We start from the raw sequence: 22,179 nt of genomic DNA on the forward strand, positions 1-22,179 counted from the left end.
GTGAGTTCATTATCTATAGAAAACAGGGCTGCGCTACGAACTGCCCTGGCAGCTGTAACCTCACTCATCATCGCTTTTGCTTGTCATCTGGACAAGCCGTATTGGTCTGGAATGACAGTCGTGTTGGTAGCCAATCTATATACGGGTGATATTTTGGTTAAGGCGCTAATGCGAGTCGTAGGGACTGTGGCAGGAGCCTTAATTGGCTATTTCTTGTCAGCTTTTGTAGTGGACAGCTTGCTTTTGTATTTTTTTTTGAATTTTTTCATTGTTGCCATCGCAGTTTATTATTATAACTTCAGTAAGTATGCCTATGCCTGGTTATTGGGAGCTATTGCTGCATTTATTGTGATTTCGGGTGTAGCCATCACCCCCGAGGAAGTTCTGAGTTCCACTATTTGGCGACCTATTGAAATTACTCTAGGTGTAATAGTATCGTCAATATTTGCCTTTTTTGTTTTGCCAAACCGGATTACTGATAAAACAGTGCATGATGTAAATCTTATATTTGCGGCTGTTGATGCTCTATTTGTTAACCTGGACCGGTTATTGACGGAACAAGATCATTCGATAATACAGGATATCAAAGAACAAAATTTACAGTTGAAAAACCAAGCGCGCCAATCTCTTCAAACGATTGTTTTAATTCGTTATGAATTTGAACTCGATCAAACCCAATTAAATCAATATCGCTTTTTGCTTGATTCCTGCCTCATATTCTGTCGTGCCCTAAATTATTTTTTATCATTAAATGCCGTTGCTGCGATTGACACCGCATTGTCCATGAAGGAAACCATCTCTGCTATCAGATGCGATATCTCAAATCTTAAGGCTAATTTTTTTAACATACCTTCTTCCATACAATTACTAACAGAGTCAGCATTAAACAAGTTTGACCAACAATATTCTCGGACATTATCGACATCTCCAGATGATTTCAAATCAGCAAAAGCCTGGCGTCACTTTTTTTATCAAACAAACCGAATGCTGATGGGAATTCAAATCTCACTTATAGGAAGTTCTAAACATTCTAATCTGGATTGCATCAATACAAGCCAGCAATTAAAACAAGACTACAATGTAATTACCCACAGCATAAAGGCTGGATTAACTACAGTGCTGGCATTAGGTTTATGGTTATTCATAAATATTCCAGGTGGGTTAAACGGAATTATCAGTAGCATTGTGATTTCAGCAAGGCGAAATCTGTATGACATGCAAAATACTGGATCTATGCGTTTGTTAGGATGCTTATTGGGAGGCGGAACAGGTTTGTATATCATGATGACCTTTACTATGAGTCTCTATCTGCTTCTTGTTATTATTTTTTTGACTGTTTGGGCTTTCAGTTTATTTTCATTCAGTAAACCTAATTATGCGTATGTAGGGATGCAGGCGAACGTTGCTATCATTCTGGTAATGGCCGAACATGGAGCGTCAGTAATGACTGCCTTGCCTGCAATAGAGAGAATGGCAGGGATTGTGATTGGTATAGTCGCAAGCTTTGTGGTAGCTAATTTAATTTGGCGGATGAGCTTGTCGGATATGATTTACCGATATTTATCCAAATTACAATTAAATCTCGCCCATAATGTAGCTTGCTTGCTTGCAGATAACGAAAAGAAAGAAAAATACCTTGATTTGATAGATACCTTTTGGACTTGTCGTGAGCTTTTGAGTAATGCGGAACAAAAATATGCTTTAGCGCACACACCAAGGGCACAATGGACACCAAGGCAATGGCAAATTCACCGGGCAAGGGAGAGGGAAAGACTGCTCAACTCCATACAAGTTACCCTTAATAATATACGGGAAAGCATGGATCGGAAACGAGCCTTAAAATCAGCGTGTGCATATGGTATCGATTTGTCAGTGCTGGAGCGTAAGATTCTTGAGCTGTATTGTTCCAAATCCAGCCACTCGATATTGACTCCTGATCATCCTTATACCCAACAGGCTCTGGAGATTTTGATGGAAGTCAAGGGATTATCCGAATCCAATCATGCAGAACTTGAAAATTGCGCCGCTTATGTATTAGCGCTGGAACAACTCGAAGTCAATGGTCGAAAATGTTATTAAAGATTCAGGAGAAATAATATGACAAAAGCTGAGGTGCATCTGGATAAAAAGCTGCTATCCATTCGGGCGATGGTTTTTGATGTACAAGGTACCTGCGCTGATTTTTATCAACCACTATCTAGAATGGGTGAGTCAGTTAATAGAATGAAACAGCTATCAATTGATTGGTCATTGATATCAAGAGAATGGCGCATGCTATACCGTAATATCCTTGATGCCATTATACAGGGAAAAAGACCCTGGAAGCGGGTAGACAGAATATATCGTGAAGCTCTGGATATCCTGCTTAACGAACAGGGGTTATCCACGTATTTTACTGCACAAGAGCGCGATGAGTTGAATACTATTTGGGTAAAACTTGACCCTTGGCCTGACAGCATCGAAGGCCTGGAACGTTTACGGCAAAAATTTGTAACAAGCACCTTGTCCAATGCTGGAATGGTGGCTTTGGTATCTATTACCAAAAATGCCAAACTTCCTTTTGATGTTATTCTTAGTGCAGAACTTATCCAAAAGTACAAGCCGGATCCCGCAGTGTATCAATTAGCAGTAGACTATCTGGGATTTAATCCGGGTGAGATAATGATGGTTGCCTGCCACAAGTACGATCTGCATGCAGCTAAAGCATTCGGAATGAAAACAGCCTTCATTAGTCGACCATGGGAATTGGGGCCTAATAGCAAGCCAGACATCTCCCCTGATAACCAATTCGATTTGAATGTAGACAGTTTTACTACATTGGCCGACAAACTGGTGGGAGAGCCTCTGATGCCATCATCAGCATTTTAAGCCAACAATCATGACAAGCATGGTTCTGCCTTTACATGGGTAGAAGCAACCCTACAAATAAATTTAATGTCTTGATAGCCAAATAGTTTTAATTAAGTTTACAATCGCTGCTTCATTATCTTAAGTATGCCGGAGAAAAAATAGTGCGGGAAAAGGGTAGGGAAATAGATCCAGTTATACGCGAAAAGGCTTTAGAAATTCTTCAAAAACATTTTGAACCTGCAGAGATACATATAGATTCCGCTGTTTATTTAAGCGAACCAGAGCGAAGAAATATTATACTAAGATTAACACTTACAAGCTCCTCAGAATTAGTTCCCAAAAGTATTATCCTAAAACAATCCTTACCTCAAAGAGAAGACACTAATAATCAAAATGCTGCTGCAAGGTTTTTTCGAGATTGGGCAGCGATTGAATTTTCAAGCAGGATTGAACAACAAGAACGTGTACATAATACACCGTTATTTTATGGCAGCGATACTGAACTACGATTTATTCTCATTGAAGATTTGGGCCATCCACATATCAGTTTGGTTGATTCATTAGCTCCTTCAATTCCAAATTCTAATAAAGCTTTTTCAGCATTGGAGCGGTATATGAAGGTTTTAGGGGCCTTTAATGCAATGAGTTATGGGAATATCGACAGTTATGACACTATCCTCAAATCAATTAATAGAAACGCTACTACTCCGGAAGAGGACATGAACTCTCTTTCTGAACATTTATTGCCCACACTTAAGTCAACTGTTGAATTACTTGGGATATCAGTAACACAAAGTTTCACTGAGGAAGTTCGAGAAGTCCTGGAGGCCATATTTAAACCTGGTCCTTTCACCGTTCTGACCCACGGTGATATTGCTCCAGATAACGTTTTTGATCATAAAAATTCCAAAGGACTTCAGTTGATAGATTTTGAATGGTCCTCTCCACGTAATGCCTTATTAGATGGTACCTATTTACGTATGAGTATGCCTACTGCTTGGTTTGCTAAATCAATCCCGGAAGCTATTTTAAAACCTCTTGAACTCATTTATAGAAATGAACTTAAGAAAACTATTCCCCAAGCTTCAGATGACATGGCCTATAGTAGCGCCTTTATACATGCTTGTGCGTTTTATGTACTGCAGGAAATGTCGGATTTAAATCAGATTCTGGAAAAAGATATTATATGGGGATCCGGTCCTGTGCCCAAAGACTCATTATGGGAGCGAGAAACTAATTCGGTCAGGTCACGATTTTTAACTCGCTTACAAACTTTTGTTGATATAACAAAAGAACACGATAACTCATATCCAGGCCAACCCACCATATTACCTCAAATAAGACGGATGGCAGAGGAAATGTTGGGTAAAGTGAGTATGCTCTGGCCTGATACAAAACCACTTGGATTATACCCGGCTTTTAAATCAAATGTTACACTTAACGATACAGCCCAATTAGGCAAAATAGAAAGGTTAATGAAAGAGGATTCTGTAATTCCATTAGAAATCACTCAAAAATATAAAACATCATTATCCTTTATAAGACAGGATAGTGAATCAGTGGTTAGCGAAAGTGACAATATTTCTTCTAATTTTACCCCCTGAGTTCTGTAAAAGAATTTCTGGAGATTATTCATTGACAGTTCACGTATTATGCTCGCCTGACAAGGGGGGGCAAAGCGGGATTCAAACGTAAATGCTGTGGAAACACCCATATCATACCAATGTACATTATCGCTACACGCATAACCCTCATTTAATCTCTAATACAGAGAAGTATGAACTGGAGCTTAAAGGTAATCTGTAAAATTTTCCTTAAACTACAGGGGATTACTGTTGGCTCGTAATGGGGGGCTTTTAGTTGTATTGATTTTTTTAAAAATAAATATTATTAAGCTCATATGTCAACGATAAAGTTGTGGATGTGGGCAACATGTTTTTTTCATCCATAATTTTGTTCGCACACACCATGGGGCTAGAAATTAGTTCACTGGACTCGGCCAGAATACCCACAAGTTGCATTTTCAAGTATTTCCAAAGTGCTTTTAAATCTGTTCATTAATTAATCTTAATTTAATCTTTGTAATGTAAAATTAACTAATAATATTAATTACAGGCTCGAAGATGAATATACACGCATATGTAGATGGTAAATACTTATTTACAATTAAAAGTGATGTAGCACATGAAAATGTACAGAATAAGAGAGATACTAGAGACTATATAGGTGTTCGTGGTTCCGAAGAAATTGTTTCAATATACAAAGATGTAGAAAAAAGGCTCTTGGAAGGTGATTATGGAGTTACTCCCAGCACTCAAGATGAGCTTGATAGTACGACTTTGGATAAGGTAAGTATCAGTGAATATTTAGCAAAAAAATATCCTAACCTGCAACGATTGGAACTTAGGGCAGATAACGATAGTTATACCTCTAAAATATCCAACACAATGGGAAAGCAGTATGGTTATCCTTTAGTATGGTTAAATTGTAATAAATATAATTTCAATAACCCAAATGGGATGCAAGAACATCAGTGGGAACGCTGTATTTTTCAAACTACAAATGATCTAGATAAAATGAGTTCTTTAATTGAGTATTTTAAAGAACATAAGATAGAAAACGAACAAGCTTTATATCAGGGAGGGCTTTCGACAGTTATAGACTGCTTGAAAAATTCAGCAACCGATAATCTATTACTTTTAGATCGCAGAATTCCCACAACAGTACCTTATGAAATAAGGATCATGGAAGGTTACGATTCTAAAAAAGAGTTCGCATTTTATGAGAATATCTCGCAGGATACTTATATAACAAATAATATAGACTCTTGTTTGAATGATATTATGGAGCAGGGGCTCTTTGATAACCACATACTTGAACATTTTGATGATGATGCTGAAATAACTGGTGGAATATCCAAAACTATAAAAATTTTATCCCCGGTTACGGTAAGAAATCCATCCTACAGCCACGTAACTATGCAAGCCATTACCTTGACCATGGTGGATAATAAAATAAAGTGTGATGTAACTTTATATGAAGGATTATTAAGCGACCCCTTTAAAGCTCAAGAACTGGAATGTGTCGCACAAACCAAACAAAATGTTAGCGATTTCTTCGCTAAAAAAGGCTTGGAAATGGAGCCTATTTCAACCAATGTCCATAACTTAAAGCTTCAATTACCCTTACAGACTCATTGTGGACGATTTGTAATGACTTGGATGGCTGCAGAAGTAGCTGGTGTTGATATCACCAGGTTAAGTAATTACAGCGAGCCATTTAACCAAATTTTTGGAAAAATTGATAAGGATGGCGACAAGATTTTTCGTTCTGGGGATAAGCGGGTACCTCCAGAAAAAGCGCTTAGCCATTTTCGCGAAAATTTAGAAAATTTTTTACAAGTACGACAAGAAGAATTTAAAAAACAATACTTTAATACGGGAAAAGAGGAGATTGAACTCACTAAAGAGTTAATTGCATTAGTCGATAAATTACAAAATGCAAATACGCCTGACAATATACTGGCAATAGAGCAAAGGATGTCCTATTTGAGTGACAGTCGTTTGAAAAAAATCATTAATGAAGGAATGGCGAATCTTGGCTATGGATCGCTACAGACACTGATAACCCAGAATAAATCCCCAGAAGATGATTTATTCCTCGTAGAGGACATTACCGGCGATCAACTGGCGCAAAACAGGCAGCATGCAATCGATAATCCAAGTGTACCTCATAATATAAAGGATAGATTAACAGAAATCAAAAAAGAACAAGAGGAAACTCCCAAACTAACGGTCATATCAGTAGGTACAGGACAATAAGTATTGTTCTTCCTTTTAGGGCGTTTTGCGTTGTCATATACAGTAGTAAATCTATGAGTAGAAGGAGCAGGTTTTCCATAATTCTGCACATGCCCCGTTTAGTCGAAAATATTTTTGAGCATAGCAAAGAGAAAAATTGCCAATTTAACGCTCTAATGGATTGGCAATTTTTTCAAAACTTTGTGTCAGCATCTCTTCAAGAACCTCTTTTGCTTTTTCTGGTGAATCAAGACCAAAAGAATTGCTAAAACCGAGCCCTTGACCAAAACTGGCGTTATGAATTGAATATTGACTTTTATCTAAATATTTCGTGGCATTACCGCAAGAAGCAATAGCTGCTTGTAATGCACGACGATAGGTAGTACTGCTTTCATGCTCTTGAGCCCATTGCGCATATTGATAATATGCTTCAGCCAATAACATGTACGCATAACTACCATAAAGCTCCAAGAGCGATTTTGCTTGTTTGATGGCCTCCATGAGTAATTCTTTGGCGTTCTCTCCCTCTTCTAATTTCCCGTGTGTCACTTTATCGAATAAAACAATATTATATCGCTGGACCGCATGAACTGAATTAAAACGCATAGCTTCCTTCAAAAAGCGAAGCTCGCTTAAAGAAAGTTCATTTGGCAATTCCGCTTTTAATTTTTGGGAAAGATAGAAAAAATAAGTTCCTCGCAACAAATCAAAACTATCAATATTCTCATGCTCGTAAAAAGTTATTCTTTTGTCGGTGAAAGCAGATACACATAATCCGAGTTGAGAATATAAATCACTCCATAATTCTCGATATTTATCTTTTTTACACATTTTTGCAAATTCAGGGCTTGCATACGACATTTTAGTGATATAACCAATATCCGCCACAGATTTTGCAGAGGAAAAAAAGGTCGATTCATCAAACGAGCCCTCTCTAATCGTTCTAAGAGTCATTTCTTCTAAAAAATTCAACTTTAAAAAATCCCTTAAAGTAAGAAGAGTAAAAATAGTTTTGCGTGCATGACTCATATTAAGCATTGGTGCGTTATTTAATCATATAGTACTCTATCAGGGCAATAAGAAAAAATCAACATCATTTATTATGAAAATAAGATAATTGATCAACTTTTTTTAACCTAGAAAAAACAATTGAATTATCAAGCTTTTTCTAGGTCTACGATTTGAGTACCATAAGCACTCAAACCTGATTTCTTGATTAAAGAGAACACTTCATATCATCACTAACTGGCCCTAAAGAAGATGTCTCGTTTATTTGCTGAGGTGGAGAAGTAAAAAATCGACTACTATGGCTTGCTGTACTCATAGATGGACTTGCTTGTGAATCTACAGAGGGTAGGGAGGTCACGAGTCTTTTGACAAGGGCACGGTCAATAACTTGTTCATAATTAGACGGCAGTAGCGTCACTGAACTGAAATTTTCTCTAGGTTCGGTACGAAATCTATATATAGGATATTCGCATGGAGCCTTTCCCCAAAGGATGTCTAAATCCTTTTGCCAATTAAATAAACCACAACCCGTTGCAGATGGTGCGAATGGATTGAGTTCTATTACCGTGAGGATATAAGTGTTTTCGCCTATTTCAATTTTATTTTCATCGGTTACTTCACCATGATATTCGCTTATTGGGACTAGGGCTAAATCAACAATATATTCACGAATACAATTTATCGAATTATCATCATCTTGTTCGCTTGAAAAGTTTAAGAACCTGGCAACGGCAGGATCGATGGACTTAAGAACATAATTTTGAAATTTTAAAATAAGGCTCTTTTTTATTGATTCATCTAAAAAATTAAAGCAATCACCAGGTGCTTTATCAAAATGCAAAAAGTGAAAATATTGGGAGATAGCAGTAACAATACTTTCTTCACGGCAACGTCTTGATACGAAAAGCCTAAATTCATGGTCGGGACGTATATTATGCCATTCACGCAAAACAATATTAGTTTTACAATCAGAAGGCGATTCTGAACTAAGAAGCGCAAATAAATCATTTTGAACTCTAGGACTCTCTTGAATCATTTGAATTATTTTCTTGCCGTTGGTAATTTTCATTGATTTGGCCATCGATGCAACAAAAGAAACGAGTTGTTGATTCTTGTTGTCTGTATCTTTCCAATAAAAGTAATCATTACTCATCAGGGTCGCAGCTTCATCAAATAGATGTCTGGAATCTTTAGGGCTGCGAGTGGACAACCTCATAAATACTTCTTGATTGTTGAATTGAGAAAGGAGCTTGTCAAATTTCTGCTCTAAATTGGTACTCTGGTATTCTGAAGAGCCAATGCCGAGTAGAAATTCAATGTCTGCATGGTCGAGCGTGAAAAAACAAGATTCAAATGTATATTTTTTCAGATGTGGGTACCAATTTTCTACTGAAAACTTATCCACTGCTTCCCATCTGGTTAATGAAGTCGGATTAGCATCTTGAGTTGAAGGAAAATACAAGGGATGGGCGGGGTTCAACCAAGGGTAGCTTTCGTAATCAATTTCTTCCCCTTGATCGTCATTGCTGTCAACAAGGATAAAATCATCAATGTCAGTTAAATCTTCATCCCCTTCATCGAATAACGCACTTTTTTGCCTGGAACTTTGTATTTCAGTTTTATTTGGGGCGAAAGTTCTAACATATTCTTCAAATTGCGGTAAGACTACCTCCGATAGGAATGAATCACTCAGCTCTATTCTGTTTTCGATTGGAGTAGTACTCTCTGGAAGATTAAAAAATAAAAATAACTTCTTCAGATCAGTTGCTGATAGGGAACTCACGTTCAATAATACTTTATGAGGTGCTTGCTCCGCAGTGATAGCATTTTCATCAAGTTCCAATTGAAGTTGTTTCATAACCCAATGTATAAAAAGATTATGATCCTCAATTCCGACATCTTTTAAAAGTAAGTCTAATTTTTCAAAAAAGTTCATTATTGCCCTGCCTCTCAAAAAAGTATAAATCAGCTTTAATATCATGAGCCATCTTTATGCATGGCCAAATTCCACTAATGACTAGGCCTTTAACTTTATAACAGAAAAAAAACTGGTGCGCAAATTTTTAATCTATCTGAGCTTTATTTGAGCTTTGAGTGTAACAAATATCTCAATGTGGTTGCCTAATAAAGCAGCATTTAAATTCTCATGTGACATAGGCTTCTATCTACCGTGAATGAGTAATCTGGAAAATAAAAACTTTTTATAATAAAAGACATAAACAGTGATCCCCTGGGGATTTTAATGAAATTAAGTCAATAATTAGCAAAGACATGCAATGCTTCATCAACTGGTTGCAATTTACGATGCACGTGTACAATGGGCATGCGGGAATTTGGAGGAAAATTATACAACAGGGAATAGGAACAATCGCAAAACACCATATCGGTAATTCATTAAAAAAAATTGCTCTAAAATTTCTATACTAAACTTTTTTAATGCTGCTCTAATTTTAATAGTTGTTGAAGTAATAATGAGGGGGCTTAGTCTTTCTGCCTTATCCAAACAATCTTCGTAAGGAGACTGGATTTACGATACAACATTCGGATTCTTGCAGAACAGCATTTTTAAAGTACAATGATAATCCATCCTAATCATTCTTTGAGTTTGTTATTTATGTTGCAACAGTATAAGACCCAAGGCGGTGTTGAGATCGAGTGTACTCAACAGAGCTTAGATTACGCCCAAGGTATAGGAAATCTTCTTGAACACCTGGATACGCAACGAGGCGCTTTATTTGCTTCGAGTTTTGAATATCCAGGACGTTATACCTGTTGGGATATAGGTTTTTATAACCCTCCTTTAGCTCTTGTATGCCGAAAAAATCTGGTACAAATCGATGCATTGAACCAGCGGGGTTGTGTATTGTTGGCATTTATTATTCCTTTATTGGCAAAAGAAGGCTCTTTGGAACTTGTGACGCAAAATGATTCTTCCGTTCAAATTAAGATCAAAACTTCTGAACAGGTGTTTCGTGAAGAAGAACGAAGTCATCAACCCTCTGTTTTTACTGTTATTCGATTACTTTTAGCTTTTTTTAAAATGGAAAATGAATCTTATTTGGGATTGTATGGATCCTTCGGTTTTGATTTAATTTTTCAATTTGAAGACTTGCAAAAACATAAAGAGCGAGAGCTATCGCAAAGAGATATGGTTCTTTATTTTCCTGATGAAATTTTTGTTGTAAACCATCAAAAGGAAGAAGCATTCGTACGCCGTTATGAGTTTCAATTTCAAAACTTATCTACTAGATCTTTAGCCCGGGAAGGTGTTTCTGTGCCGTATGAGGCTTTGCAAAAACCTGAAAAAAATTGTGATCACTTGCCTGGAGAATATGCAAAAATAGTCAATATTGCTAAAAGCCGTTTTGCTTGTGGCGATTTATTTGAAGTAGTCCCCAGTCAAACCTTTTATACCCACTATACGGAGTTGCCTTCTGCTTTATTCAAACAAATGAGGCAATTAAATCCTTCTCCTTATGGCTTTTTTATTAACTTAGGCGAAGAAGAGTATTTAGTTGGTGCCTCTCCAGAAATGTATGTGCGTGTACAAGGAAAAAGAGTGGAAACATGTCCTATTTCTGGAACAATTAAACGAGGTGCCGATGCGATTGAAGATGCTCAAAATATTCAGGCTTTACTCGACTCAAAAAAAGAAGAATCTGAATTGACGATGTGTACAGATGTGGATAGAAACGATAAATCGCGAATTTGTGAAGCAGGTTCAGTGAGAGTCATTGGACGAAGACAAATTGAAATGTACTCTAGGCTCATTCACACCGTAGATCATGTGGAAGGGGTTTTAAGACAAGATTTCGATGCGGTTGATGCCTTTTTAACCCATATGTGGGTGGTAACAGTTACAGGCGCACCTAAAATTTGGGCTCTTAATTTTATTGAAGAACATGAAAAATCCCCACGTAAATGGTATGCGGGTGCTGTGGGATGGTTTGGTTTTGATGGCAACTTAAATACAGGTTTGGTATTACGAACCGTTCGCATTGAAAAAGGAATAGCCGAAATCCGTGTTGGTGCTACTTTGCTTTATGATTCAGTACCTGAAGCTGAAGAGCAAGAAACCCGTTTGAAGGCATCCGCTTTTTTAGACATACTGCAAAAAAAAGGAATTGGCTCGCAAGTTAAACCCTCTTTGCCCTTAACTGGCAAGGGCAAACGTGTTTTACTTATTGATCATCAAGACTCTTTTGTTCATACCTTAGCAAACTACATCCGTCAAACAGGGGCTGAAGTAAGTACCATACGGTTTGATAAGGCATTACATTATTTACAAGAGCAAAATTATGACCTTGTTGTTTTGTCTCCTGGCCCAGGAAAACCCAGTGATTTTCATGTTTCAGAAACAATAACTGCGGTAGTTTCTCAGGGTATTCCTTTATTTGGCGTTTGTTTAGGCTTACAAGGTATTGTTGAACATTTTGGTGGTGTTTTAGATGTACTTGATTATCCTATGCATGGCAAAACATCAATCGTTAAGGTGACACATGCTACCCGTTTATTTTCAGGTTTAGGTGAAAATTTTAAAGCGGGTAGGTATCACTCACTCTATGCTCGGTTAAAAACTATGCCTGAAGAATTGAATGTTACTGCAGTAAGTGATGATGGCATTGTGATGGCTGTTTCACATCAGCGTTTGCCGATTCATGCAGTGCAATTCCATCCAGAAACAATATTATCTTTAGTAAACCAGGCAGGAATAAAAATTATAACAAACTTGATGGGGATGATATAAAAGAATGCGCAATAAAATATTGATACTGTATGTTGTATCTGTTGTATTGGGCATCATCGTTGGTTTAGTGGGATCAACTTTTCGTTTATCCATAGATGTATTGAGTGCATTATTAGATCACTTTTATCATTTTCTTAGTATCAATGGATGGCCATCAGGAATAATTTCTGGATTAGTCTCTATGGTTATGGTTTATGCTGCTTATCTTGCCGTAAAGCATTTTGCCCCCGAAGCTTCAGGAAGCGGAGTCCCAGAAATAGAGGGGGCTTTACTCCACGTAAGACCTATATTTTGGCAACGTTTATTACCTGTAAAATTCTTTTTTGGTATTTTAGCTCTTGGCGCAAAAATGATATTAGGCCGGGAAGGACCCACCATTCATATTGGGGGTAATTTGGGAGAAATGCTGGGTAGTTTATTTAATTTGGCGCGGCGTAGAAAAGATAGTTTGATTGCAGCAGGAGCTGCTGCGGGTTTATCTGTTGCGTTTAATGCCCCGTTAGCAGGGGTAATTTTTGTTATGGAAGAAATGCGTAACCAGTTTAACTACTCTTTCACAAGTTTCAGCATGGTGGTTATTTGTTGTATTACAGCCACAGTAATTTTGGATTTTATGATTGGGCCACAGCCGACGATTCCAATGAATGTGTTCGAGTTTCCACAACTTGATGCTTTATGGTTATTCGCTTTATTTGGTATTGTGGTTGGTTTATTAGGACTTTTGTTTAATCTCTCTTTAATGAAGACCTTACAACTTTTAGATAAATTAACATCAAGACAGAAGTCGTATTATGTTTTAATTGTAGGATTTTTAGTCGGCTTTCTGGCAGTTCATCATCCTGCATCGGTGGGTGGTGGCATGGACATTATTCATCAGGCAATAACATTATCGCCGAGCTTTAGTCTTTTGTGTTTTTTATTGATTGTACGATTTATAGGTATGATGGCATGCTATGGGACTGCTGTACCAGGAGGAATTTTTGCTCCTATTCTTTCTTTGGGCACGCTTCTTGGACTAGCAATGTTCCGTATATTAGAGTTCATGCACATTGATTTTTTAACTCAACCAGGTATGTTTGCTATCGCAGGAATGGCTGCGCTTTTTGCTGCATCGACTCGTTCTCCTATTACTGGAGCAGTATTAGTGGTCGAAATGACTCATAACTACTATCTTATATTTCCTGTGATGATGGCCTGTATTACAGCAACTATTGTGTTGCAGCTTGCTCCAAATGGCCCGATCTATGAGCAATTACTGCATCGGGCTATTGCAAGCAAAAAGTTAAGATAGTATCTGCATGGATTTGTAATAACTTTAATCTATGTGTGCAACAATTTTTCCAAAATGGGCGCTTGATTGCATATATTGATGAGCTTCTTCAATTTGATCCAGATTAAATTTAGAATCAATAATTGGAGTTAGTTGTTTTAGCTTGAGGGGCTCCAGCCACATCTTATGGGCATCATTCCAAAGTTTGGTTTTTTCTTCGATACTTTGGGCTCGAAGAACAAATCCTATAATTTTCAGTCGCTTACGCATAATTACTGCAAGATTGCATTCAACAGTGCTGCCTTTAAGACAAGCAATCTGAATTAATTTTCCTTGGGGTTTGAGTAGATGCAAATGCTTGTTAAAATAATCCCCACCAATAAAATCAATGATTAAATCAATACTATGATCAGCGATTAAATCCTCGAAATCGTGCTTATTATAGTTGATAACCTGATTCGCACCTAATGTGACTGCTTTTTCTACTTTGTCATCAGTTCCTACAGTCGTGATTATATTTCCATGAACCAGTTTTGCCATTTGAATTGCGAGTGAAGCGATACCACTTCCTGCTCCATGAATAAGTAAATTTTGCCCCGATTGAAAATTTCCCAGATCAAATAGGGTAGCATAAGCAGTGGTTAATGCCTCAGGAAGGGCTGCGGCGAGTACATAATCCCAATTTTCAGGAATGTGGTGTGCAAGTGATGCTTCCACAGGACAAAACTGAGCATATGCTCCACTACCCACTAAGCCGTAGACTTTATCTCCAGGTCGGAATTGACTCACTTTTGCACCTACCTCGATAACATCTCCAGCTAACTCCAGGCCAGGAATTTCAGATTCTCCTGGAGGGGGTGGATATTTTCCATACCGTTGCATAATATCAGCCCGATTTAGGGCTGTTGCTTTAACTCGCACCAGCATTTGTGAATCGCTGTAGTTAGGCGTGGCTCCATTTTCAATCACTAAACGACTGTGTGCCCCAGGATTTTCAATGTGTACGTAGCGCATATATTCCTTCTTGTCGTGAACCTGGGTGCAGCGAAACGAAACCCAGTTGTCATATACCAATTAAACCTGGTTTTCCTTTCGCTGCATCCAGGTGGCGCATTATCCATTATATTGCAATTTGTCTTAACATCTCATTCTCTTCGCTTACTAGAGGGCTTAAATATCTCGGCCAAAATGAGTGGATTTTCTGGGCTTTGATTCGCATGTGGCTTCTCTTGACATGTGTTGGTTCTCAAATCAACCATTTTGATTCAAGCAAGCGAAATGTAAATAACCCCTACTTTACTTCAATAACTATCCCTATATAATGCTTGTACCTACCTTTTTATCCGTTGGGCAATGGCTAAATTCAATCATCAACGTTTTTATGCTTGGTTTTTTATAATCCCTCAGCTTATAGTAACCTTGATGTTTTTTATTTGGCCTGCGTGCAATGCTTTACTGCACTCTTTTTTTTATACAGATGCTTTTGGCCTACATAAACGTTTCGCTGGACTTGCGAATTTTTTAGACCTTTTTCGAGATCCAAGTTACAGCAAGGCAATTGGGGTTACGTTTAGCATCGCTTTAAGTGTCACTTTTCTCACTATGAGTTTAGGCCTTTTTATTGCCATATTAGTGAATAATCGAGGTAAGACGCAAGGGGTTTATAAATCTTTATTAATTTGGCCTTATGCAGTTGCACCTGCAGTAGCTGCAATTTTATGGCGCTTTTTATGTCACCCAACTTTGGGTTGGGTGACTCATTTTTTGCAATCAATGGGAATACAATTTGATTATGTCAATCATGTAAACCAGGCACTTTTGGTAGTTATAGTTACAGCAAGCTGGCAGCAATTTAGTTATAATTTTTTATTTTATTTTGCAGCTCTCAAAGCGATACCCTCCTCATTAATAGATGCTGCAATTATTGATGGTGCTTCTGTATGGCAACGTTTCTGGCAGATTATTTTTCCTCTTTTATCGCCAACAACATTTTTTTTACTTATTATGAACTTAATGTATGGATTTTTTGAGACTTTTGGCATTATTCAAGTGATGACTCATGGCGGTCCTGGTAATAGTACGACTAATTTAATTTATAAAGTATATCAAGATGGATTTGAAGGAATGGATTTGGGAAGTTCATCGGCTCAATCAGTATTACTCATGGTTATTGTAACCATTATTTCTCTACTGCAATTCAAATACCTTGAAAAGAAGGTTCATTACGCATGAAACGTTATTTCACGTGTGTTTTATCTCATGGCTTTTTATGTATTTTTATTCTTTTAATGTTGTTGCCTGTATATTTGGCACTTGTAGCCGCCAGTAATGACGGTAGTATCATGATGCAATCCCATATTCCTATGATTCCTGGCCCTTTATTAGTTAAGAATTTGAAAGCGGTAATGACAAAAGGCCTATCCGTTACAGGAGGGGAACCAATTACTTTCATGTTGTTTAATAGCTTATTTATGGCTTTAGCAATTGCTGTTGGCAAAATTGTTTTTGCATTAGGCTCTGCGTTTGCATTGGTTTATTTTGATTTTCCCTTTAAAAAACTGTGTTTTGCATTAATTTTTACTACGATGATGTTACCGATTGAAGTCAGAATTGTTCCAACATTCCAGGTGGTTGCTTCTTTTGGATTGTTAAATTCATTCACTGGGTTAACTTTACCTTTATTTGTTTCGGCAACGGGTACATTTTTATTTCGGCAATTTTTTAAAACTATCCCTGCAGAGTTGGTTGATGCCGCGAAATTGGATGGGGCAGGGGCGATACGTTTCTTTTTTGATATTCTCTTACCTTTATCTAAAACACAGATTGCATCACTATTTGTAATTTTATTTGTATATGGTTGGAATCAATATCTTTGGCCATTAGTAATTACTACAGAAACGAAAATGGCAACTGTTGTAATGGGGATTCGCTATCTTGCTGGAGTCGCTGACCAAATTCCTCAATGGCATTATATTATGGCTATTGCATTAATTGCTTTAATTCCACCATGTTTGGTTGTGATTTTGATGCAACGCTGGTTTGAAAAAGGGCTAAAATAAACATGGCAACAGTCAATTTAATTGAGGTATCAAAACGGGTTGGACAAGCAAATATCTTAAACCACGTTAATGTAAGCATTAAAAAAGGTGAGTTTATGGTAATTGTTGGCCCATCTGGATGCGGAAAAACAACTTTATTACGTTTAATTGCTGGTTTGGATGATGTAAGCTCGGGTAGAATTTTAATTAATGATCAATGCGTTAATGAAATTCCTGCTGCTAAACGAGATATGGCTATGGTTTTTCAAAATTATGCACTTTATCCGCATATGACCGTATTCGAAAATATGGCTTATGGATTAAAAATGAGGGGATTTAAGAAAACAGAGATTCAAAAGAGGGTTCAAGAAGCAGCTCAATTATTACGTTTAACCCCTTATTTAGATCGTAAACCACAAGCGCTTTCTGGAGGTCAAAAACAAAGGGTTGCTATGGGAAGGGCGATGGTGCGCTCTCCGGCTGTTTTTTTATTTGATGAACCTTTATCTAATTTAGATGCAAAATTGCGCACTGATATTAGGCATGAAATTCGACGGCTGCATCAGCAATTGAATACAACAAGTTTATATGTGACCCATGATCAAACTGAAGCCATGACTATGGCAGAACGGGTAATGGTACTTAATCAAGGGGTTGTTGAACAAATTGGAACACCTCAAGAGTTGTATCAAAATCCCGCAACCTTATTTGTAGCAGGGTTTACAGGTCATTATCCTATGAATCTCCTACCGGGATGTTACGATAAGAACACTCATTGTGTACAAACAGAATTAGGATTAAGTTTTCCTGTTCCTGATTTAACTCGGGACCTGCAAGATAAAGAGGGAGTCATTTTGGCGATTCGAGCGGAGCACGTTTTGCCTTGCTCAGAAAAAGAACCACAAGCAATATCCGTTCAAGCTGAATTTGTCGATGATATGGGAGCCGATAGATTAATAAGAGCTAAAACGAATAAAAATGGAATGATTTTGAATTTACGCGTTACGGCAGATCAATATCTTCCTAGTGGACAATTTTATGTAGAGCTACCTAAAATAAAGATACATCTGTTTCAGCATCAATCGGGAAAACGAATTGGAGATGTAGTATGAGTAATGAAAAGAACAAACTAAAATCAATTGATACCCCAAATTATCGTTATTGGTCTGCATTGTATATGTCCTTTTACTCCAGACTTCTTTATGTTGATGTAGGAAAGCGATGGAGAGGACTCGGTTTTCTTTATCTTTTATTGGCTACAGCTATATTTTCAATTCCATTTGTCATAAGGATGGATTTTAGTTTCAATAATTCCTTTAAGGAACAACTTATTAAGCCTTTGGAAGAAATCCCGATTTTTTATATCCAAAACGGAAATGTTGTTTTTGACAAACCTATGCCTTATTTAGTGAAAAATGATAAAGGACAAGTGAATATTATTATTGATACTACAGGTCAAGTGAATGATTTTTCTAAATACCCCTCGCTCGCTATTTTGGTCAATAAAAATAAAATTTCTTTGAAAATACCCAACTTACAATTATTTGATATTCCTCAAGCTGAGTTTAGTAGTGGGCCCCCAATGGTGCAAGAGTTTAGCAAAGAAGATAATGCTGTATTTAACGGTAAGCTGATTGCACAAGAAAAGACAATAACAAATATGAAATACTTTGCACAAGCATTGATGTATCCCGTTATTGTCGCGATATTATTTTCAATGTTTATTTTGGTTTTTTTAGTGTTTGGATTTTTAGGACAAATTTTTTCTAGTGTGTTTTTTTCCTTTACTATTACTTTCAAGCAATCTTGTCGACTTTTAATTGTTGCAGCATCACCAATGCTGTTAGCATTGATTCTTTTGTTAACATTTAATTATATCTTTCCCGGCTCTGGATTTATTTTGTTATTTTTGCTTATTGGATATTTCAGTTATGCTTTATATGCTTTGCGCGCAGAGAGCAAAAAAGTTGCCAGGACATGATTGAGTTCAAACATAAGAATAAGTGGTGATCTTATGAAAGAGTTGATCCATTTTGCTCATGGAAATGGTTTTCCAGCTTTATGCTACAAGCAAATGCTGGATTGTCTAGAGGATGAATTTGATTACTGTTATATCGATAGGATTGGTCACAACCCATTATTTCCAGTCAGTGAAAATTGGCACAATCTAGTACTGGAAGTTATTGCTAGTGTTAAAGCACAGGCGGCTCGTCCTGTTATTGCAGTTGGTCATTCTTTGGGTGGTGTTTTAAGTTTATTAGCCGCGATAGAACAACCTGAATTATTTAAAGCAGTAATTTTGTTAGACTCACCACTCATTGGTTCTTTTAAATCAAGTATGGTCCGTCTTGCAAAAGCTTTGGGAGTTATTGATCGGATAACACCAGCACATAGAACACGCGGACGTCGTATGCACTGGAACGATCATGAGCAATTACTTGGCTATTTAAAAACAAGGGACTTATTTAAAACGTTTACTGATGATTGTTTGAATGATTACATTAGTTATGGACTGGAACATACGGATGATGGCTATTATTTACGCTTCGACAGACATATTGAATATCAAATTTATCGTACGATTCCTCATATCATTCCAAATTTTGAAGGTAAGTTATTGATCCCAACAGCACTAATTTATGGTGACAAAAGTACTGTGGTTGGTAAAATGGATGTACGTTACATGAAAAAATATTTTAATGTAATCAACTATCGGATTCATGGAACCCATTTATTTCCTATGGAGTATCCTGAATTAGCAGCAAAGCAAATTATAAAAATTGTTTCTTGTTTCAATAGACCTTTACATGTACCAAATAAAATCAGTTTGATATAAAAGGCGTGGTGTTTTATAGCAAACGTTATAATAATTAAGGAGAATACAGTGTTACATGCTATTTTAGTGCTCATTATCATTGGAGCAGCAGGAGTTTTGCTCACGAGACAGGCAGCAATTTCAGTTTGGGCTATTAGCTTTGCTTTATTTAGTGCGCTTATCTTTTCCTATGGTTCTCCAGGTGTATTCACTAAAATTACCCTTGTGATCATTGAACTCATTTTAATTATTAGTTCTATAAAGCCTTTAAGAAGAGAACTAATATCAAAGTTTTTTTTGAGGGTGGTCAGCAAAGCAATGCCGTCTATGTCCGCAACAGAAAGGGAGGCTTTGGAGGCAGGTACAGTGAGCTGGGAGGGTGATTTATTTAGTGGTACCCCTGATTTTTCGTTACTTAGAAATGCTCCAATTGTGCATTTAACTGCTGAGGAGCAAGCATTTATTGATGGACCCGTGGATACCTTATGTTCCATGATTGATGATTGGAATATAACCCATAATCTTACTGATTTACCTTCTGAAATTTGGCAATTTATTAAAGAAAATCGTTTTTTAGGTATGATCATTCCCAAGCGTTATGGTGGTCTTGAGTTTTCTGCCACAGCACAAATGTCAGTTTTAGTAAAAATCTATGGACGTTCCATCACAGCAGCAACAACTATTTCTGTTCCTAACTCACTGGGACCTGGTGAGCTGTTACTTAAATATGGAACCGACGAACAAAAAGACTATTATTTGCCACGCTTGGCTGATGGACGAGAAATCCCATGTTTTGCTTTGACCGGACCTAATGCAGGCTCTGATGCGGCATCGATTCCAGATAAAGGAACTGTCTGCCATCAGGAATTTAATGGTCAAAAAGTATTGGGAATACGGTTAAATTGGGACAAGCGTTATATTACATTATGTCCAGTAGCTACAGTAATAGGTTTAGCTTTTCGATTATTCGATCCTGACAATTTATTAGGTCGAGGCGAAGATGTGGGAATTAGTTGTGCATTAATACCAGCCAATACACCTGGAATTACTAAAGGACGCCGCCACTTCCCATTAAATACTGGATTTTTAAATGGGCCAACTCAGGGTAAGGATGTATTCATACCTATGGATTATTTAATTGGTGGCGCTGCTATGGCAGGATGCGGGTGGCGTATGCTAATGGAGTGTTTAAGTGCAGGAAGAGCAATTTCTTTGCCATCAAGTGCTAATGGAGGTGCCCAGGCAGTGGCTTTGGTCTCAGGAGCATATGCACGCATACGAAAACAATTCAATCAGCCTATAGGGAAATTTGAAGGAATTGAAGAACCCTTAGCGCGCATTGCCGCGAATAGTTATATTATTGATTCTGCATTAACAATGGCTGCTGCAGCCATTGATCATGGAGCAAAACCTTCTGTTGCTGGGGCTATATTAAAATATCATACAACCGAACGTGCAAGGCAAGTTGCATTCGATGCTATGGACATTCATGGTGGCAAAGGAATTTGTCTTGGCCCTAATAATTATTTAGGCCGAGGTTATCAGGGATCTCCAATCGCGATTACTGTTGAAGGAGCAAATATTTTAACTCGGAGCTTAATTATTTTTGGTCAGGGCGCAATACGATGCCATCCTTATGTGTATCATGAACTAGAAAGTATTCGAAATAATAATCTCGTTGATTTCGATAAGGCTTTTTTTGGACATGCAGGTTTTTTTCTGGCCAACTTTGCTAAGTCCGTTGTTTTTGGTTGGACGGACGCTTATTTATCCCAGGCACCTGCAAGTAGTGCAAAACGCTATTATCAGTTAGTCCATAAATATAGTACTCATTTGGCGTTTCTTGCCGATTTTTCAATGACTGTCTTGGGAGGGGCGTTAAAGCGTAAAGAAAAATTATCTTCGCGTCTTGGTGATATGCTTAGTAACTTATATCTTGTATCTGCCGTTTTGAAACGCTTTCATGAGGATGGTGAGCCAAAAGCCGATTTTCCTTTGGTTGAATGGAGTTGCCAGCAATTATTGTATGACTGTGAAACAGCAATGCAGGGCGTGATTGTTAATTTTCCTGCGCGTTGGGCAAGAATTATTTTACGTTTGATTATCAAACCATTAGGTAACCGTAGAAATAAACCAGATGATCAATTGGGTCATCAGTTAGCAAGAATTTTAATTGAGCCTAATGAAACTCGATCACGTTTAACTCGATTAGTGTATAAAAAATCAGGTGAGAATTGTCCCTTAGGTCGTACAGAAGAAGCATTCCTTAAAATTTGTGCTGCAGAAGAGCTGGAGAGAAAGGTAACGCGTGCAGTAAAAGAAAATGTTTTAAAATCGCTTACTTTGCTTGAACAAATCGATGAGGCTTTGAATTTTGGTATACTCAGTGATGAAGAAGCTCAACAATTAAAAGAAGCTGAATTGGCTCGCCAAGAAGTGATCAAGGTAGACGATTTTAATGATGAGGATCTTCGTCGTCCTATGCCAACAAAACCAGTAAAAAGTAAAAAGATTAAGGATGGCATGGAGTCAGAACTAATTTAATCTATCTTTTAAATTTGCTTTTTAAAATGACAGAAAATTGTTTTGGGGTTTTGCTAAGGTGTGTTCGCATGTGTAACACACCTTTCCATTTTTGGCGGATAGGTGCC

General features: G+C 37.4%; 15 protein-coding genes. 12 read left to right on the top strand and 3 right to left on the bottom strand.

Annotated features, from left to right (window positions below):
- The 4 genes from EKG34_RS10560 (at position 1) to EKG34_RS10575 (ending at position 6,671) form a co-directional block, all read left to right on the top strand.
- Positions 1-2,079: an FUSC family protein gene (locus EKG34_RS10560; RefSeq protein ID WP_003636224.1), complete on the top strand. Its 2,079-nt coding sequence runs from the start codon at positions 1-3 to the stop codon at positions 2,077-2,079.
- Positions 2,080-2,097: 18 nt separating this feature from the next.
- Positions 2,098-2,868 carry a haloacid dehalogenase type II gene (locus EKG34_RS10565; RefSeq protein ID WP_003636226.1) on the top strand — a complete coding sequence of 257 codons (771 nt, stop codon included), beginning with the start codon at positions 2,098-2,100 and terminating at the stop codon, positions 2,866-2,868.
- A gap of 143 nt (positions 2,869-3,011) precedes the next feature.
- Positions 3,012-4,454: a phosphotransferase family protein gene (locus EKG34_RS10570; RefSeq protein WP_003636228.1), complete on the top strand. Its 1,443-nt coding sequence runs from the start codon at positions 3,012-3,014 to the stop codon at positions 4,452-4,454.
- A 519-nt stretch (positions 4,455-4,973) separates the two neighbouring features.
- On the top strand, positions 4,974-6,671 hold the full coding sequence (locus EKG34_RS10575) for a hypothetical protein (protein WP_003636231.1): 1,698 nt from the start codon (positions 4,974-4,976) through the stop codon (positions 6,669-6,671).
- Positions 6,672-6,815: 144 nt separating this feature from the next.
- Here the strand turns inward: EKG34_RS10575 and EKG34_RS10580 are convergent, their stop codons facing one another.
- Positions 6,816-7,679 carry a DUF5630 domain-containing protein gene (locus EKG34_RS10580; protein ID WP_223800043.1) on the bottom strand — a complete coding sequence of 288 codons (864 nt, stop codon included), beginning with the start codon at positions 7,677-7,679 and terminating at the stop codon, positions 6,816-6,818.
- Positions 7,680-7,866: 187 nt separating this feature from the next.
- A complete protein-coding gene (locus EKG34_RS10585) occupies positions 7,867-9,594 on the bottom strand; it encodes a cell division cycle protein 123 family protein (RefSeq protein ID WP_003636234.1) in 1,728 nt (575 codons plus the stop codon).
- A gap of 678 nt (positions 9,595-10,272) precedes the next feature.
- Between EKG34_RS10585 and EKG34_RS10590 the strand changes: the two genes are divergently transcribed.
- Positions 10,273-12,405: an anthranilate synthase component I gene (locus EKG34_RS10590; protein ID WP_035905064.1), complete on the top strand. Its 2,133-nt coding sequence runs from the start codon at positions 10,273-10,275 to the stop codon at positions 12,403-12,405.
- A 4-nt stretch (positions 12,406-12,409) separates the two neighbouring features.
- Entirely contained in the window at positions 12,410-13,696 is a 1,287-nt protein-coding gene (gene clcA / locus EKG34_RS10595; protein ID WP_003636239.1) for a H(+)/Cl(-) exchange transporter ClcA, read from the top strand.
- 24 nt (positions 13,697-13,720) lie between these two features.
- Here the strand turns inward: clcA and EKG34_RS10600 are convergent, their stop codons facing one another.
- The gene (locus tag EKG34_RS10600; RefSeq protein ID WP_003636241.1) at positions 13,721-14,689 is read right to left on the bottom strand and encodes an NAD(P)H-quinone oxidoreductase; all 969 of its coding nucleotides are present in this window, start codon (positions 14,687-14,689) and stop codon (positions 13,721-13,723) included.
- A gap of 339 nt (positions 14,690-15,028) precedes the next feature.
- Between EKG34_RS10600 and EKG34_RS10605 the strand changes: the two genes are divergently transcribed.
- Genes EKG34_RS10605 through EKG34_RS10630 form a run of 6 tightly spaced genes read left to right on the top strand, consistent with a single transcriptional unit; the run spans position 15,029 to position 22,072 of the window.
- Complete coding sequence (locus EKG34_RS10605) at positions 15,029-15,907, top strand: carbohydrate ABC transporter permease (RefSeq protein ID WP_003636243.1); 879 nt, start codon at positions 15,029-15,031, stop codon at positions 15,905-15,907.
- A complete protein-coding gene (gene ugpE, locus EKG34_RS10610) occupies positions 15,904-16,734 on the top strand; it encodes a sn-glycerol-3-phosphate ABC transporter permease UgpE (RefSeq protein ID WP_003636245.1) in 831 nt (276 codons plus the stop codon). Before EKG34_RS10605 ends, ugpE begins: the two co-directional genes overlap by 4 nt.
- A gap of 2 nt (positions 16,735-16,736) precedes the next feature.
- Positions 16,737-17,825, top strand: coding sequence for an ABC transporter ATP-binding protein (locus tag EKG34_RS10615; protein WP_080619961.1), 1,089 nt, complete (start codon positions 16,737-16,739; stop codon positions 17,823-17,825).
- A complete protein-coding gene (locus EKG34_RS10620) occupies positions 17,822-18,694 on the top strand; it encodes a DUF1189 family protein (RefSeq protein ID WP_003636249.1) in 873 nt (290 codons plus the stop codon). Before EKG34_RS10615 ends, EKG34_RS10620 begins: the two co-directional genes overlap by 4 nt.
- Before the next feature lie 33 nt (positions 18,695-18,727).
- Positions 18,728-19,549 carry an alpha/beta fold hydrolase gene (locus tag EKG34_RS10625; RefSeq protein WP_003636251.1) on the top strand — a complete coding sequence of 274 codons (822 nt, stop codon included), beginning with the start codon at positions 18,728-18,730 and terminating at the stop codon, positions 19,547-19,549.
- Between the two features lie 48 nt (positions 19,550-19,597).
- On the top strand, positions 19,598-22,072 hold the full coding sequence (locus EKG34_RS10630) for an acyl-CoA dehydrogenase (protein ID WP_003636253.1): 2,475 nt from the start codon (positions 19,598-19,600) through the stop codon (positions 22,070-22,072).
- Positions 22,073-22,179: the final 107 nt, after the last annotated feature.

Source organism: Legionella longbeachae, assembly GCF_004283175.1.
Taxonomy (GTDB): domain Bacteria; phylum Pseudomonadota; class Gammaproteobacteria; order Legionellales; family Legionellaceae; genus Legionella; species Legionella longbeachae.

Coding starts and splice junctions, on each gene's coding strand:
- EKG34_RS10565 (WP_003636226.1), top strand. CDS start 2,098: ATGACAAAAGCTGAGGTGCATCTGGATAAAAAGCTGCTATCCATTCGG.
- EKG34_RS10575 (WP_003636231.1), top strand. CDS start 4,974: ATGAATATACACGCATATGTAGATGGTAAATACTTATTTACAATTAAA.
- EKG34_RS10580 (WP_223800043.1), bottom strand. CDS start 7,679: ATGAGTCATGCACGCAAAACTATTTTTACTCTTCTTACTTTAAGGGAT.
- EKG34_RS10585 (WP_003636234.1), bottom strand. CDS start 9,594: ATGAACTTTTTTGAAAAATTAGACTTACTTTTAAAAGATGTCGGAATT.
- EKG34_RS10590 (WP_035905064.1), top strand. CDS start 10,273: ATGTTGCAACAGTATAAGACCCAAGGCGGTGTTGAGATCGAGTGTACT.
- clcA (WP_003636239.1), top strand. CDS start 12,410: ATGCGCAATAAAATATTGATACTGTATGTTGTATCTGTTGTATTGGGC.
- EKG34_RS10600 (WP_003636241.1), bottom strand. CDS start 14,689: ATGCGCTACGTACACATTGAAAATCCTGGGGCACACAGTCGTTTAGTG.
- EKG34_RS10605 (WP_003636243.1), top strand. CDS start 15,029: ATGGCTAAATTCAATCATCAACGTTTTTATGCTTGGTTTTTTATAATC.
- ugpE (WP_003636245.1), top strand. CDS start 15,904: ATGAAACGTTATTTCACGTGTGTTTTATCTCATGGCTTTTTATGTATT.
- EKG34_RS10615 (WP_080619961.1), top strand. CDS start 16,737: ATGGCAACAGTCAATTTAATTGAGGTATCAAAACGGGTTGGACAAGCA.
- EKG34_RS10620 (WP_003636249.1), top strand. CDS start 17,822: ATGAGTAATGAAAAGAACAAACTAAAATCAATTGATACCCCAAATTAT.
- EKG34_RS10625 (WP_003636251.1), top strand. CDS start 18,728: ATGAAAGAGTTGATCCATTTTGCTCATGGAAATGGTTTTCCAGCTTTA.